Raw genomic sequence first — 14737 nt, 5'->3', positions numbered from 1 at the left:
CATCCATGCCCGTCACCTCCCTCCGCAAGACCTGCGTTCGGCCTCCTGAAGTCGCAATTTGTGTCGCCTGAACTATCGCGCACTTAGAAGCAAAAGCAGAGCAAGAGCAAGCAAGGCTTCGGAATAACGGCTATATGACTACAGTTACAGTCCTGCCAGAACAATTCTGAATATAGTGGCTACGCCGCAAAAATCCGCTATTGCTGATCATTGTAATGAAACTTCGGCATCTCCCAATGAAACCGAATCGCCAACAACCGCACCAGAAAACCACCAAACAGTGTCAGCAGCATGGCCTGCTCCGCCGGCACCTTGAAGTAAACGCACCCCAGATAGAACCAAGCCGCCGCGAACGAAACACTGGCATACAGCTCACGCCGAAACACCAACGGAATATCGTTGCAGAAGATGTCCCGAAGGATGCCGCCAAACACCCCAGTAATCACCCCGCTGATGGAGGCGACAAGGAACCCCTGCCCCATCTCCAGCGCGGTCATGCAGCCGATCAGGGTGAACGCCACGAGACCCAGGGCGTCGAGCACCAGGAACAGCGACCGCAGATGGCGCATCAAGGGCGCGATGAAGATGGTCAGCAGCGCCGCGAAGCTGGTCAGCACCAGGTACTCGGGATGCTTCACCCAGGTCAGCGGGTAGTGCCCGAGCAGCACGTCACGCACCGAACCACCACCCAGCGCGGTGACGCAGGCGATCAGCACCACGCCAAACCAGTCCATGCCGCGGCGGCCAGCGGACAGGGCGCCGGTCATGGCTTCGGCGGTGATGGCGATGAGATAGAGCATCAGCAACATGGTGCAGGTCCGTGCGGGAAAGGCGCGCAGTCTACCCAGTCACGCGGGGCACCAAAAGGGGCGCGCCGACGATCATCGGCGCACAAGGTCAGACCTTGATGAAATGCTCACGGTAGTGACGCAGTTCGCCAATCGACTCACGAATATCATCCAGCGCCAAATGGGTGTTGCCCTTCTTGAAGCTGTCACGCACTTCCGGCGCCCAGCGCGCGGCCAGCTCCTTGAGCGTGGACACATCGAGGTTGCGATAGTGGAAGTAGTTTTCCAGCTCGCGCATGTGGCGATAGAGGAAACGGCGGTCCTGGCAGATACTGTTGCCACAGATCGGCGACTTGCCCTTCGGCACCCACTGCTCGAGGAAGGCGATAGTCTGCGCCTCGGCCTCGGCCATGCTCACCTTGCTCTCGCGCACGCGCTGGGTCAGGCCCGAGGCGCCATGGGTGCGGGTGTTCCACTCGTCCATGCGCGCCAGCACTTCGTCGCTGTGGTGGATGGCGATCACCGGGCCTTCAGCCAGGGTGTTCAGCTCGCTATCGGTGACGATGGTGGCCATCTCGATGATGACGTCGTTGTCCGGATCCAGGCCGGTCATCTCCAGATCGATCCAGATCAGGTTCTGTGGATTTTGCATGAAAGGCTCCTCGAATAGGCCGTCATATTAGCCTAGCGAACGGGTGTTGGGCGCGCCGTGCTAAACTGCCTGCCGTTTTCTTTCTGCCCCGCCGACACGGAACCTTCATGGCCAAACGCCAGCTCAACCGCCGCCAGAACTGGCGCATCGAAAAGATCCAGGGTGAACGCGCCGCTCGCGCCGCCAAACGCGAGCAGCATGTATTGCAGGAACTGGAGGGTGGCGACCTGGGGCCGGAGCAACTGGGCCTGGTGATTGCCCACTTCGGCGTGCAGGTCGAGGTCGAGGCCCAGGACGGCGAGGCCGCGGGCCAGGTGTTCCGCTGCCACCTGCGGGCCAACCTGCCGGCACTGGTGACCGGCGACCGTGTGGTCTGGCGCGCCGGCAACCAGGGCATCGGCGTGATCGTCGCGCAGATGCCGCGCAGCACCGAGCTGTGCCGGCCGAACAACCATGGCCAGCTCAAGCCGGTGGCAGCCAACGTCGACCTGATCGTCATTGTCTTCGCCCCTGCGCCCGAACCGCACCCCAACCTGATCGACCGTTACCTGGTCGCCGCCGAGCATGCCGGGATCCGCCCGCTGCTGCTGCTGAACAAGGCCGACCTGATCAACGACGAGAACGCCCCGACCCTCAACGCCATGCTCGAGGTCTACCGTGGCCTGGGCTACCCGCTGCTGGAAGTCTCGGCGCACCAGGGCGATGGCATGCAACGCTTGCAGCAGACGCTCGATGGTCATATCAGCGTGTTCGTCGGCCAGTCGGGCGTGGGCAAGTCCTCGCTGGTCAACAGCCTGCTGCCTGATGCAGGCACCCGTGTCGGCGACCTGTCGGAATGGTCCGGCCAGGGCACCCACACCACCACCACCGCGCGCCTCTACCACTTCCCCAATGGCGGTGACCTGATCGACTCGCCGGGCATCCGTGAATTCGGCCTGGGCCATGTCAGCCGTGACGATGTCGAGGATGGCTTCATCGAATTCCGCGAACTGATCGGCAACTGCCGCTTCCGCGACTGCAAGCATGACCGCGAGCCTGGCTGTGCGCTGCTCAAGGCCCTGGAAGACGGCAGCGTTACGCAACAGCGAATGAACAGCTACCGCTCGATCATTGCCAGCTTGCCGGAAGACACCTATTAAGGTGGCGGCAAGCACGCTAGCATCGTAGGAAATTTTACCGGAGCAGGTAGGACCGCTCCGGTTTCGCGGTCACCTATTGTCCCTTCCGCTGCTTTCCCTGATGGTCATGGCCTTGTCGTCGGTATTGATCAGGGAGGGCAGCACAGATGCCGGTATTCATCAGTTACCACCAGAACGAACGGCTCGATGCCTTCATCCTGAACGAGCGTCTGCTACTAGAAGGCATTCCCACCCAACTCGTCCCCTTCGACAGTGAAGGGCAGACCCACGACGACCTGCATGGCAGCTTTTGCCAACACATGGCCGATGCCACTCACTGGATCGGCGTGCTCTGCGAGGCCCATGCCGAAGACTGGTGGACGGCCTGGCTGCTGGGCGCAGCGGCCATGGCGCATCGACGGGTGACTTTCTACCATGCTGGCTCGACTGACCTGCCGCAGCGGTTGGGCAAGTGGCCAGTAATGCGGGAACGAGAGCATATAGATCTGTTCGTGCGCGCCTACCATGACGAGCAGACCTTTGGCCGGGCCATGGCTTCGCCGGCCGGGGGTGGCGTAGTGTCGGACAGGGACAACGCGGATTTCTTCCATGCCGACCTCAAGGCCAAGATCAGGCGGGGGTTCTGAATGCATCGGGGCCGCAAAGCGACCCCTGTCACTTACTGGTCTTTGGCCTCATCCATCTTCAACACGCCATCCTCGAAGATGTTCAGCTTCTGACGCAGCTCGCGCGGCTGCATCGGTGTATCGCCCGGCGTCGCGGCCGCACCTGGCGCAGCGCCCGCAGGCGGTGCTTCAGCGGCAGGCGGCGCAGCGTCCGGCTTGCCCTGCTCACCCTCGATATCGCGTTGCGCCTTCTTGGTGAGGACGATGATGTCGATACGGCGGTTGACCGGGTTGAACGGGTTGGCACGGTCGAACAGCGACGACGATGCATAACCGACCACGCGGGCCACCTGCTCATCCGGATAGCCACCGGCGACCAATGCTCGACGCGCCGCGTTGGCGCGGTTGGCCGACAGCTCCCAGTTGCCGAAATCGCCGGTGCCGGAGTACGGCTTGGCATCGGTATGGCCACTGATGCTGATCTTGTTCGGCACCGCCTTGATGGTGTCGGCCATGGCCAGCAGGATGTCTTCGAAATACGGCTGCAGGCGTGCGCTGCCCAGGTCGAACATCGGCCGGTTCTCGGCGTCCATGATCTGGATACGCAGACCGTCCTGGGTGATCTCGAACAGGATCTGGTCCTTGAACTTCTGCAACTGCGGGTTTTCCTCGACCTTGTTCTGCAACTCTTGCAGCAGCAGCTCGAGGCGCTCGCGCTCGACCTGCTCGGCCATGGTCTCGACCTTGTCCTTGTCCAGTTGCAGGCTGGTATCCGGCGTCGGCTCGGACTTCACTTCCGGGTTGATGGTCTTTTCCGGCGCCAGTTCTGGCGAACCACCCAGATCGATGATGTAGGGCGTACCGCTTTCGGAGAAACCGATCGGGTCCTTGAAGTAACCGGCAATGGCGATCTTCTGCTCGGGCGTGGCGGTCGACAGCAACCACAGCACCAGGAAGAACGCCATCATCGCCGTGGCGAAGTCGGCGAAGGCGATTTTCCAGGCGCCGCCGTGATGGCCGTCGCCGAAGCGCTTGACGCGCTTGACGATGATGGGCTGATTGTTCTCCATGGCTTAGCGACCGCGTACTGCTTGTTCCAGCTCGGCGAAGCTCGGGCGGTGCGCCGGGTACAGCACCTTGCGACCGAACTCGACCGCCAGCGACGGCGGCATGCCGGAAGCCGAGGCCACCAGCGAGGCCTTGATCGCCTCGTAGACGTTCAGCTCTTCCTTGGCATCGTGGCGCAGGGCGTTGGCCAATGGGCCGAAGAAGCCGTAGGCAGCAAGAATACCGAAGAAGGTACCGACCAACGCCGCACCAACGTGCAGGCCGATGGACTTCTGGTCACCGTCACCCAGCGAGGCCATGGTCACCACGATACCCAGTACCGCCGCGACGATACCGAAGCCAGGCATGCCGTCGGCGATCCCGGTCACTGCGTGGGACGGGTGCTCGAGCTCTTCCTTCATGCTCAGCAGTTCCATGTCGAACAGGCCTTCGAGCTCGTGGGGCGCCATGTTGCCGGTGGACATGATCCGCAGGTAGTCGCAGATGAACGCGGTCATGCGCTCGTCGCCCAGCACCGCCGGGTACTTGGCGAAGATCGGGCTGGCTGCGGCATCCTCGATGTCGCCTTCGATCGCCATCATGCCTTCACGACGGCTCTTGTTGAGGATCTCGTACACCAGGCCCAGCACTTCCAGGTAGAAGGTGTGGGTGAAACGGGTGCCGAACATCTTCAGCGACTTCTTGATTACATGCATGGTCATGTAACCAGGGTTGGCCTGGAGGAACGCACCAAAGGCCGCGCCGCCGATGATCAGCACTTCGAACGGCTGGATCAGTGCCGCGATCTTGCCGTGGGAAAGCACGTAGCCGCCGAGCACGCTCGCGAATACGACGATGATGCCGATAATTTTAGCCATAAGTTGGAAGCACTTGCTGTCGTGGTCAGGATAGGGAACGGAAGCTTGAAAACTCTTCTTCTACTTATCGGCAGAACTGCGCCAGACTATAGCCACTCATTGCGAAAAGCCAGTTCGGACTGATGTCAATATGCCAATTGAAACCAAGGTGCCAAGTCAGGCGCCGTCGAGTCTAGAGGCCTGGATCAAGCTGCTCGACGGGGTCCGCGTACCGGTGCCGAAAGAGAGCCATGATCGCGTGCTGCAGGCCATCAACGACAGCCGTCGCTCCCTGCGCGATATCGCCGAACTGATGCAGGACAGCCCCGCGCTGGTGCTCTGCGTGCTACGCGAGGCCAACCACCCGGCCAACGCCAGCCAGGCCGAACCGGCCGAGAGCCTGGAAATAGCCCTTAACCGCCTTGGCCTGGCCCGCGTCAGCCAACTGCTGGCACGCCTGCCATCGCTGCCGGCCGACGAGATCCCGCCGGTGCTGCGCCAGTTCCTGCTGATCAGCCAGCATGCCACCCAGCAGGCCAACGGCCTGTTCGCCAGCCGCCTGGCGCGCCTGTGGCAGGAAATCCACTGGGGCAGCCTGTTGTTCCTCTCGCCCCTGTGGCCCCTGGCCCTGGCCTACCCCAAGCTGCTGGACACCTGGGAACTGCGAGTTATCCACAAGGGCGAGGACGCTGCTGAAGTCGAGAAGCAACTGTTTGGCGTGCGCATCATGCAATTGTGCCAGGCCATGGCCGAGCACTGGCGCCTGCCCGAATGGGTGACCCAGGGTTACCGCCTGCTGATGGACGAGCGCGAACAGCTGGCGCAGGTACTGAACATCGCCCGCGAACAGGACCCGCTGGTCCAGCAACAGCGCCTGGACGAAGAGCCTGCCCTGCGCCGCTGGTTCAACCAACCCCCGAATACAGTGCTGCTGGCAAACGGCCTTGCCCTGGCCGCCCAGGTTGGCTGGGACAATCCGCATTTGCTGCGCTGGCAGCTGCTTACCGCCCTTTATCTGCAGACCACGCTGGACGATGTCCAGCAGCAGGTTCACCAGCAGGCCGCGGCCAGTGCCCGCCATCACGCCCGGCATGCCCTGTTCCACCCAGCCGAGGCGCTGATCTGGCCTTGGCACCAGCGCCGTCCGCACCCGGACATGCTCACGCCGCCACCGCCCAGCACCGAGGACCTTGGCCGCTGGCGCACGCTGTGCCAGGAACTGCTCGCCCAGCCGAGCCCGTTCAGCAACACCGTGCACCTGGCCACCCAGGCCCGCGAAGCGCTGCTGGCGTGCGGCATGCAGCGCCTGATGCTGCTGAGCCTGGACAAGGCCACCGACTACCTGCGGGTGCAGCAGACTGCGGGCCTGCCCAAGGAAGCCGGCGTCATTGCGTTGCCGATCGCGCAGAACAAGCTCCTGCAGAAACTGATGAGCAAGGCCGGGCAATTGCGCCTGACGCCCGAGAATCACGCCCAGTTCACCGCGCTGCTGCCAGCGCCACTGCGCGCATTCTTCCGCAGCGAACACCTGCTGCTGCGCTCGCTGGCGGTCGGCGACCAGGTGCTGATGCTGGCGGTGGCGGACCAGGACGGCAAACCGCTGGCCGATGTCAGCGTGCAGGCATTCGGTAAAACCGTGCAATGCATCGAGCGCGCCCTGGCCCTCTTCGGCAACCGCCATTCATGATTGCCTTGCGCTACAATCGCCCCCTTTGCACCCTGGAGACCGTGGATGACTGACTTTTCCGGCTTGCCCCTGGTGATCGAAGCCGAGGACCTGCTGCCGCGCCTGGAATCGCCGCAACTGATCCTGGTCGACCTGACCAGCGCCAACCGCTATGGCAGCGGCCACATCCCCGGGGCACGCTTCGTCGATCCCAAGCGCACCCAGCTGGGGCAACCACCGGCGCCTGGCCTGCTGCCGGCACGCGCCGACCTGGAAAAGCTGTTCGCCGAACTCGGTCATCGCGACGATGCGGTCTATGTGGTCTACGACGACGAAGGCGGCGGCTGGGCCGGCCGTTTCATCTGGTTGCTCGACGTGATTGGCCACCAGCGCTATCACTACCTGAACGGCGGCATACAGGCCTGGCCGGCAGACAAATTGTCCACCGAAGTGCCCGCCACCATGGGCGGGGCGGTGAACCTGCGACTGCACCCGGAGCCCACCGCCACCCGCGAATACCTGCAAAGCCGCCTGGGCGCCGCCGACCTGGTCATCTGGGACGCCCGCGGGCCACTGGAATACAGCGGCGAGAAAGTGCTGGCCGCCAAAGGCGGGCATATTCCCGGCGCGATCAACTTCGAGTGGACCGCCGGCATGGACCTCAACGACCACCTGCGCATCCGCAAGGACATCGCCGAAGTCCTGCAAAACCTGGGCATCACCCCCGACAAGGAAGTGATCACCCACTGCCAGACCCACCACCGCTCCGGCTTCACCTACCTCGTGGCCAAGGCCCTCGGCTATCCACGGGTGAAGGGCTATGCCGGTTCCTGGGGCGAATGGGGCAACCACCCCGACACGCCCGTCGAAGTTTAAGGACGCTCAATGAAATCCCGCTTGTTCATCATCAGCCAGTACCTGCTGCCGCACCACCTGCTGTCGCGGCTGGCCGGCTGCGTCGCCGAGTGCCGCGCACGCTGGTTCAAGAACGCCTTCACCGCCTGGTTCGCCAAGCGCTACCAGGTGAACATGTCCGAGGCACTGGTCGAAGACCTCAGCGCCTACGAGCACTTCAACGCCTTCTTCACCCGTGCCCTCAAGCCCGGTGCCCGCCCGCTGGACGAAACCCCCGGCGCGATCCTCTGCCCGGCCGACGGCGCGGTCAGCCAGCTCGGCCCGATCGAGCACGGCCGCATCTTCCAGGCCAAGGGCCACGGCTACAGCGCCCTGGAGCTGCTGGGCGGCGACCCGGCCCTGGCCGCGCCGTTCATGGGCGGCGAGTTCGCCACCATCTACCTGTCGCCCAAGGACTACCACCGCGTGCACATGCCGCTGGCCGGCACCCTGCGCGAGATGGTCTATGTGCCGGGCCGGCTGTTCTCGGTCAACCAGACCACCGCAGAGAACGTACCGGAGCTGTTCGCCCGTAACGAGCGCGTGGTCTGCCTGTTCGACACCGAGCGCGGGCCGATGGCCGTGGTGCTGGTCGGCGCGATGATCGTCGCCTCGATCGAGACCGTCTGGGCCGGCCTGGTCACGCCGCCGAAGCGCGAGCTGAAGACCTTCCGCTATGACGACGCCAGCCGTGCGCCGATCCATCTGGAGAAAGGCGCCGAGCTGGGTCGCTTCAAGCTGGGTTCCACCGCCATCGTGCTGTTCGGGCCAGAGCAGGTGAAGTGGGCCGAGAGCCTCGGTGCCGGCTCCGCCGTGCGCATGGGTGAGCTGCTGGCGCAGCCAGCCCAGGTCTGACCGATCCGGTAAGCAAAAGGCCCTGCATGATTCACATCATGCAGGGCCTTTTTATAGGGCCGGCTTTGCAGCCCCAGGGCTCAAGATCAACCGCGTGCTTCGCGATCGCGTACGCCGAGCAGGTACAGCACACCATCCAGGCCCAGGGTCGAGATCGCCTGCTTGGCCGACTGACGCACCAGCGGCTTGGCGCGGAACGCCACACCCAGGCCGGCCAGGGACAGCATCGGCAGGTCGTTGGCGCCATCGCCGACGGCAATGGTCTGCTCGAGTTGCAGACCTTCTTCACTGGCCAGCTGCTGCAACAGATCGGCCTTGCGCTGCGCATCGACGATCGGCTCGACGGCCACGCCGGTGACCTTGCCGTCGACTACCTCCAGCTCGTTGGCGAATACATAGTCGATGCCAAGGCGCGCCTGTACCTGCTTGGCGAAGTAGGTGAAGCCGCCGGAAAGAATCGCCGTCTTGTAGCCCAGGCGCTTGAGCTCGGCGAACAGGTGCTCGGCACCCTCGGTCAAGCGCAGCGAGGCGCCAATCTGGTCCAGTACGCCCACGTCCAGGCCCTTGAGCAGCGCCATGCGCTCTTTGAAGCTGGCGCGGAAATCCAGCTCGCCACGCATCGCGCGCTCGGTGATCGCCGCCACCTGTTCACCGACACCGGCAGCCTTCGCCAGCTCGTCGATGACTTCGGCCTCGATCAGCGTCGAGTCCATGTCGAACACCGCCAGGCGGCGGTTGCGGCGGAACAGGTCGTCACGCTGGAAGGCGATGTCGATGTTCAGCTCTTCGGACAGGGCGAAGAAGTCGGCGCGCAGGGCCTGGGCGTCGCTGGCTTCGCCACGCACGGAGATTTCCAGCGCGGACTTGCCCTTCTCGACCTGGGCATCCAGCGCCACGCGGGCCGACAGGCGCTCGATGCGCTCGATGGTCAGGCCGTACTGGCTGATGATGGCGCTGACTCGCTGCAACTGTTGTGGCGTGACCCGGCGGCTGAGCAGGGTGACGATGTGGCGGGCCTCGCCCTGGCTGTCGGCCCAGTGCTGGTAGTCGGCCTCGGAGATCGGCGTGTAGCGCGCCTGCAGGTTCAGCTCATGGGCCTTGGCCTGTACGCTCTGCAGCAGCGCGGTGGCCACCTCGTTATCTGGGATGTCTACCAGGATGCCGAACGACAGCGTGCCGTGCATGACCGCAAGGCCGATGTCGAGAATGTTCACACCGCCCTGGAGCAGGACGCCGGTGATGGCCGCGGTAAGACCTGGACGGTCTTCACCAGTGATGTTGATCAGGACGATTTCGCGCAAGACCGGGCTCCAACTCGATGAAAAATGCGCATTCTACCGATTTTCCATGACCATCGGGCGCCAACGCTACTTTGCCGACAAAACACGTATCGCTATACTGCCCAGCAACTTTCTCGCCATGAAGAGCCGCGCTCTGTGAACCGGCCCACGCCCGTTAAACCCGATAACTTCTTCCTGATGATCTACCGAGCCCTCAGCCAGCGCCGAATCCCACTGGCCCTGCGCATTGCCAGCCATAACATCTTCCTGGTGGCCCTGGCCCTGGTGATCTATGCCTGCGTGATGGGTTTGCAGTTCAAGCAGGCCATGCACGAGCAGGCCGATGCCGTTGGCCAGAGCCTGACCACGCAAACGGCCACATCGGCCACCGAGCTGCTGGTGTCCAACGACATCCTCAGCCTCAACGTGCTGCTCGGCAACCTGGTGAAGAACCCGCTGGTGGCTCATGCCGCCATCTACAGCGTGGACAACCGCATCCTCGCCGAGGCCGGCCAGCGCCCACGCAATAGCTTGCTGGGCGAAACCGAAGGGGTCTACCAGACCAAGATCACCTTCCAGGACGTGACCGCCGGCCAGTTGCGCATCAGCCTGGACATGAGCCAGTTCCAGCAACCGATGCTGATCAGCCTGCAGAGCATGGGCATCCTTGCCGCGATCCTGTTGGCCCTGGCACTGACCCTCAGCCTGCGCCTGGGTCGTTTCATCTCCACCCCGCTGCTGCAACTGCGCGTCTGGTTGCGTGATCCGCACCCCTACACACCGGGCATCGACCGCCAAGACGAAATCGGCGATCTGGCCCGCCAGCTGCACGCTCGTCTCGCCCCGCCGCCACCACCGGAGCCGGAGGACGAGGACGAGGACGAGGCAGACGATTTCGATGAAGTGTCCGCTCCCAAGGCCGCGCCACGCACGAAGGTCGCGGCGCAGACACTCGATCACGACGAAGACGATGACGCCTTCGCCGATCTGATGGATGAACAGAGCGCCCCGGCCAAACCGGTCATCGTCGAGTCCGACGAACCGCAGCACAGTGCCGTGCTGGCCGTGCAGCTGGGCTCCCAGGAGCAACTGCGCCGCCTGCCGCGCACCCGCCTGACCGAATTGCTGGAGCGCTACCGCGACTGCCTGGACCAGGCCGCCTCGCTGTACGAAGGTGAGGTCCATACCCTGAACGACGGCAGTACCCTGCTGCTGTTCCACAGCCGCGACAGCGGCGAGGACTACCTCACCAACGCAATCTGCTGTGGCGAGCTGCTGCGCGCCCTGGGCCACGCCCTGCAGATCGAGGTGGCCGACAGCGGTATCACCCTGCAACTGCAGCTGGGCCTGGTGCTGGCCGACGACCTGCAAGGCATGGATCAAGTCGACTTGCTGATGACCGAACAGGCTCAGGACGCGCTGGCCCTGTCGCAGCACAGCCGCAATCTGCTGCTGGTGGAGCGGCGCATCAGCGATGATGCCCTGGTGCGCCAGCGTGCGCGTATTCGGCCGATCGCCAGCCCGGAGGGCGCGTGCTGTGTCGAGCGCCTGATGGAGCCTTACCCGTCCATGCTGGAGCGCCAACTGGCGCGGATGCACGAACGCCGCGCCTGACCTGAAACACGCCTGGGGCTGCGGCGCAGCCCTTTCGCCGGCAAGCCGGCTCCCACAGGTACATGGTCTGCTCATTGTGGGAGGCGGCTTGTCATAGCGACGAACTGCGGCGAAAGGGGCGCAAAGCGCCCCCAGCACTCTCAAGGCCACAAAAAAGCCCGCATCGCTGCGGGCTTTTTCATGTCTGCCATATCAGAAGCGGAACACTTCCATATCGGTACGAATCGGTGAAGCCATCGGAATCTTCGGCTTCTCCGGCTCTTTCTTCACCTGCACCGGCGCGGCCGGCTTGCGTGGCGCTTCCTCGGCGATGGCCGGCTGGTTGGCCAGCGGCTTGACCGTAGTGCTCAGCTGTTCGACCAGCTTCTGCAGCAATTGCCCCTGGGCTTGAACCTGCGCCGACTCGCTGCCCGCATGGGGCTGTTCGAGGTGGACGATACGGTTGTCACGCACCTGGCCACGGCGGTCCAGCACGCGCCACTGCGCATCGAGGATCGCCGGCTGGTTCTTGCCCGAGTCCAGGCGGGTAATCGACAGCAGCACCTGCACGTCCGGCGTGAAGCCGGCACTTGCCGGCGCCAGCACCACGCGTTGGCTGTCCAGGCGCCAGGCCAGCTGACGTACCAGCAACTGGTCGATATCCGACGAAAGGCTGCCGGCCCAGCGACCGTCGGTCGCCGCAGTCAGGCTGCCGTCGGTCTGACGCTGCAAAAAGGTTTCGCGTTGCAGGTAGTCGGCCACCGATACCGGGCCAAGCACCACCGCCATGCCCGCAGCCTGGGTCGGCTGGCCGGGATCACCGCTGTCGAGCTGATACAGGGCAACCGGCTGGTGCATGCTGCACCCGCTCAGGCCCAGCAAGCCAGTCATCAGCAGCGCAAATGGAAGGCGCAGAAATTTCATTCATCCCATCCAGGCGGTCGTCACCAGACTGACCGCAGTGATACTCATGTAGATTCATCCGGGCACTCGGCCACGCCGGCGCCAACGAGGGCCCTATCATCCGCGAAATAGTCGCCCGACTCCAGCATTTCCGCCCGAAGCGGCGTCGAAAACGCCGCAACAGACGGCCCATCCACTCAAGCCGGGGTTTCCACCAGCAACCCATCGACGCGCTGGAAACCACGTGGCAATTTGCTACCACGGCGACCCCGCTCGCCCTTGTAGTGCTCGAGATCATCCGGCTTGAGCGAAAGGGTACGCTTGCCAGCTTGCAATACAAGAGTCGAGCCCTCGCTGATCACCGCAAGATCGGTCACGTACTCCTCGCGGCTGGCCACCCGGTCACCCGGCACGCCGATGATCTTGTTGCCCTTGCCTTTACCCAGCTGCGGCAGGTCGGCAACCTTGAACACCAGCAGGCGACCCTCGGTGGTCACCGCTGCGAGCCAGTCCTGCTCGCGATCGGCCACCGGACGCAGGGTCATCACCTTGGCGCCGTTGGGCAGGCTGAGCAGGCCCTTGCCGGCCTTGTTCTTGGCCTGCAGGTCCTCGCCCTTGACCACGAAACCGTAGCCGGCGTCGGAGGCCACAACGTACAAGGCATCGTCTTCCGGCAGCAGCACGCACTCGAAGGTGGCGCCCGGTGGCGGGGTCAGGCGGCCGGTCAGCGGCTCGCCCTGGCCACGGGCCGACGGCAGGCTGTGGGCGGCCAACGAGTAGCTGCGGCCGGTGGAGTCGATGAGCACGGCAAACTGATTGGAACGTCCGGCGGCGGCGGCCTTGAAGCCGTCGCCAGCCTTGTACGAAAGCCCCGTGGCATCGATATCGTGGCCCTTGGCGCAGCGCACCCAGCCCTTCTCCGACAGCACCACGGTGACCGGCTCGGTCGGCATCAGCTCGTTTTCCGACAGGGCCTTGGCCTCGGCGCGCTCGACGATCGGCGAGCGGCGGTCGTCGCCGTAGGTCTCGGCGTCCTTGATCAGCTCGCTGCGCACCAGCTTGCGCAGTTTGCTGTCGCTGCCCAGCAGCGCTTGCAGTTGCTTCTGTTCCTTGAGCAGTTCGTCCTGCTCGCCGCGGATCTTCATCTCTTCCAGACGCGCCAGTTGACGCAGGCGGGTCTCGAGGATGTAGTCGGCCTGGATCTCGCTCAGGTCGAAACGGGCGATCAAGGCCTGCTTGGGATGCTCCTCGGTGCGGATGATGTGGATCACTTCATCCAGGTTGAGGAACGCGGTGAGCAAGCCTTCCAACAGGTGCAGGCGCTTCTCGACCTTGTCCAGGCGGTGCTGCAGGCGGCGCCGCACGGTACCGATGCGGTACTCCAGCCACTCCAGCAGCAGCGCCCGCAGATTCTTCAGCTGCGGACGGCCGTCGAGGCCGATGATGTTGACGTTGACCCGGTAGGTGCTCTCCAGGTCGGTGGTGGCGAATAGGTGCTGCATCAGCTCGGCGGCATCCACGCGGTTCGAGCGCGGGATAATGACGATGCGGCAAGGGTTCTCGTGGTCCGACTCGTCGCGCAGGTCGGCGACCATCGGCAGCTTCTTGGCCTGCATCTGCGCGGCGATCTGCTCGAGTACCTTGGCGCCGGAGACCTGGTGCGGCAGCGCGGTGACGACGATGTCGCCGTCCTCGATGCGATACACCGCACGCATGCGGATCGAGCCTTTGCCGCTCTCGTAGATCTTCTGGATATCGGCGCGCGGGGTGACGATCTCGGCTTCGGTCGGATAGTCCGGCCCCTGGATATGCTCGCAGAGCTGCTCGATGGTGGCCTTGGGCTCGTCAAGCAGGCGCACGCAGGCGCTGGCCACTTCACGCAGGTTGTGCGGCGGCACGTCGGTGGCCATGCCCACGGCGATGCCGGTGGTGCCGTTGAGCAGGATGTTCGGCAGACGCGCGGGCAGCACGGCCGGCTCCTGCAAGGTGCCGTCGAAGTTCGGTACCCAGTCGACGGTGCCCTGGCCCAATTCGGTGAGCAGCACCTCGGAGTAGCGCGACAGGCGCGCCTCGGTGTAACGCATGGCGGCGAACGACTTCGGATCGTCCGGCGCACCCCAGTTGCCCTGGCCGTCGACCAGGGTGTAGCGGTAGCTGAACGGCTGGGCCATCAGCACCATGGCCTCGTAGCACGCCGAGTCGCCGTGGGGGTGGAACTTGCCGAGCACGTCACCGACGGTACGCGCCGATTTCTTGTGCTTGGAGTCGGCATCGAGCCCCAACTCGCTCATGGCATAGACGATGCGTCGCTGGACCGGCTTGAGGCCGTCGCCGATGTGCGGCAGGGCGCGGTCCATGATCACGTACATGGAGTAGTTGAGGTAGGCCTGTTCGGTGAAGTCAGCCAGGGAACGGCGTTCGACGCCGTCGAGACTGAGTTCGAGTGAGTCGCTCATGC

13 protein-coding genes are annotated in these 14737 nt (G+C 64.1%); 6 read left to right on the top strand and 7 right to left on the bottom strand.

Annotated elements, in window-relative coordinates:
• Positions 1-197: 197 nt before the first annotated feature.
• Positions 198-809, bottom strand: a complete 612-nt coding sequence (locus tag ACODS9_RS24935) for a trimeric intracellular cation channel family protein (RefSeq protein WP_023630647.1) — start codon at positions 807-809, stop codon at positions 198-200.
• 88 nt (positions 810-897) lie between these two features.
• Positions 898-1440: an oligoribonuclease gene (orn, locus tag ACODS9_RS24930; protein ID WP_046853993.1), complete on the bottom strand. Its 543-nt coding sequence runs from the start codon at positions 1438-1440 to the stop codon at positions 898-900.
• 107 nt (positions 1441-1547) lie between these two features.
• Between orn and rsgA the strand changes: the two genes are divergently transcribed.
• Positions 1548-2579: a small ribosomal subunit biogenesis GTPase RsgA gene (rsgA, locus tag ACODS9_RS24925; protein WP_046853992.1), complete on the top strand. Its 1032-nt coding sequence runs from the start codon at positions 1548-1550 to the stop codon at positions 2577-2579.
• Positions 2580-2725: 146 nt separating this feature from the next.
• Positions 2726-3205 carry a molecular chaperone Tir gene (locus ACODS9_RS24920; protein ID WP_489094998.1) on the top strand — a complete coding sequence of 160 codons (480 nt, stop codon included), beginning with the start codon at positions 2726-2728 and terminating at the stop codon, positions 3203-3205.
• Between the two features lie 32 nt (positions 3206-3237).
• On the opposite strand, the gene motB is transcribed toward ACODS9_RS24920, so the two are convergent.
• Positions 3238-4254: a flagellar motor protein MotB gene (motB, locus tag ACODS9_RS24915; protein ID WP_489094997.1), complete on the bottom strand. Its 1017-nt coding sequence runs from the start codon at positions 4252-4254 to the stop codon at positions 3238-3240.
• Between the two features lie 3 nt (positions 4255-4257).
• Positions 4258-5109 carry a flagellar motor stator protein MotA gene (gene motA, locus ACODS9_RS24910; RefSeq protein ID WP_023630652.1) on the bottom strand — a complete coding sequence of 284 codons (852 nt, stop codon included), beginning with the start codon at positions 5107-5109 and terminating at the stop codon, positions 4258-4260.
• Positions 5110-5239: 130 nt separating this feature from the next.
• Between motA and ACODS9_RS24905 the strand changes: the two genes are divergently transcribed.
• The 3 genes from ACODS9_RS24905 to asd are packed head-to-tail and all read left to right on the top strand — an operon-like array spanning position 5240 to position 8503.
• Entirely contained in the window at positions 5240-6775 is a 1536-nt protein-coding gene (locus tag ACODS9_RS24905) for an HDOD domain-containing protein (RefSeq protein WP_401109047.1), read from the top strand.
• A gap of 45 nt (positions 6776-6820) precedes the next feature.
• Entirely contained in the window at positions 6821-7630 is an 810-nt protein-coding gene (gene rhdA / locus ACODS9_RS24900; RefSeq protein ID WP_046853988.1) for a thiosulfate sulfurtransferase, read from the top strand.
• A 9-nt stretch (positions 7631-7639) separates the two neighbouring features.
• The gene (asd, locus tag ACODS9_RS24895; RefSeq protein ID WP_401109044.1) at positions 7640-8503 is read left to right on the top strand and encodes an archaetidylserine decarboxylase; all 864 of its coding nucleotides are present in this window, start codon (positions 7640-7642) and stop codon (positions 8501-8503) included.
• A gap of 86 nt (positions 8504-8589) precedes the next feature.
• Here the strand turns inward: asd and serB are convergent, their stop codons facing one another.
• The gene (serB, locus tag ACODS9_RS24890; RefSeq protein ID WP_367857811.1) at positions 8590-9804 is read right to left on the bottom strand and encodes a phosphoserine phosphatase SerB; all 1215 of its coding nucleotides are present in this window, start codon (positions 9802-9804) and stop codon (positions 8590-8592) included.
• Between the two features lie 135 nt (positions 9805-9939).
• On the opposite strand from serB, the gene ACODS9_RS24885 reads away from it, so the two are divergent.
• On the top strand, positions 9940-11397 hold the full coding sequence (locus tag ACODS9_RS24885; RefSeq protein ID WP_489094996.1) for a histidine kinase: 1458 nt from the start codon (positions 9940-9942) through the stop codon (positions 11395-11397).
• Positions 11398-11589: 192 nt separating this feature from the next.
• Here the strand turns inward: ACODS9_RS24885 and ACODS9_RS24880 are convergent, their stop codons facing one another.
• Positions 11590-12300, bottom strand: coding sequence for a PqiC family protein (locus ACODS9_RS24880; protein WP_038706898.1), 711 nt, complete (start codon positions 12298-12300; stop codon positions 11590-11592).
• 176 nt (positions 12301-12476) lie between these two features.
• A complete protein-coding gene (gene parC, locus ACODS9_RS24875; RefSeq protein ID WP_489094995.1) occupies positions 12477-14735 on the bottom strand; it encodes a DNA topoisomerase IV subunit A in 2259 nt (752 codons plus the stop codon).
• Positions 14736-14737: the final 2 nt, after the last annotated feature.

It is taken from the genome of Pseudomonas sp. FG36, assembly GCF_057809275.1.
Note: the sequence above shows the minus strand (reverse complement) of the source record. Positions and strands in the feature narration are given on the sequence as shown.

Excerpts from the sequence above, each read along its gene's own strand:
- ACODS9_RS24935 (WP_023630647.1), bottom strand. The coding sequence starts at position 809 with ATGTTGCTGATGCTCTATCTCATCGCCATCACCGCCGAAGCCATGACC.
- orn (WP_046853993.1), bottom strand. The coding sequence starts at position 1,440 with ATGCAAAATCCACAGAACCTGATCTGGATCGATCTGGAGATGACCGGC.
- rsgA (WP_046853992.1), top strand. The coding sequence starts at position 1,548 with ATGGCCAAACGCCAGCTCAACCGCCGCCAGAACTGGCGCATCGAAAAG.
- ACODS9_RS24920 (WP_489094998.1), top strand. The coding sequence starts at position 2,726 with ATGCCGGTATTCATCAGTTACCACCAGAACGAACGGCTCGATGCCTTC.
- motB (WP_489094997.1), bottom strand. The coding sequence starts at position 4,254 with ATGGAGAACAATCAGCCCATCATCGTCAAGCGCGTCAAGCGCTTCGGC.
- motA (WP_023630652.1), bottom strand. The coding sequence starts at position 5,109 with ATGGCTAAAATTATCGGCATCATCGTCGTATTCGCGAGCGTGCTCGGC.
- ACODS9_RS24905 (WP_401109047.1), top strand. The coding sequence starts at position 5,240 with ATGCCAATTGAAACCAAGGTGCCAAGTCAGGCGCCGTCGAGTCTAGAG.
- rhdA (WP_046853988.1), top strand. The coding sequence starts at position 6,821 with ATGACTGACTTTTCCGGCTTGCCCCTGGTGATCGAAGCCGAGGACCTG.
- asd (WP_401109044.1), top strand. The coding sequence starts at position 7,640 with ATGAAATCCCGCTTGTTCATCATCAGCCAGTACCTGCTGCCGCACCAC.
- ACODS9_RS24880 (WP_038706898.1), bottom strand. The coding sequence starts at position 12,300 with ATGAAATTTCTGCGCCTTCCATTTGCGCTGCTGATGACTGGCTTGCTG.
- parC (WP_489094995.1), bottom strand. The coding sequence starts at position 14,735 with ATGAGCGACTCACTCGAACTCAGTCTCGACGGCGTCGAACGCCGTTCC.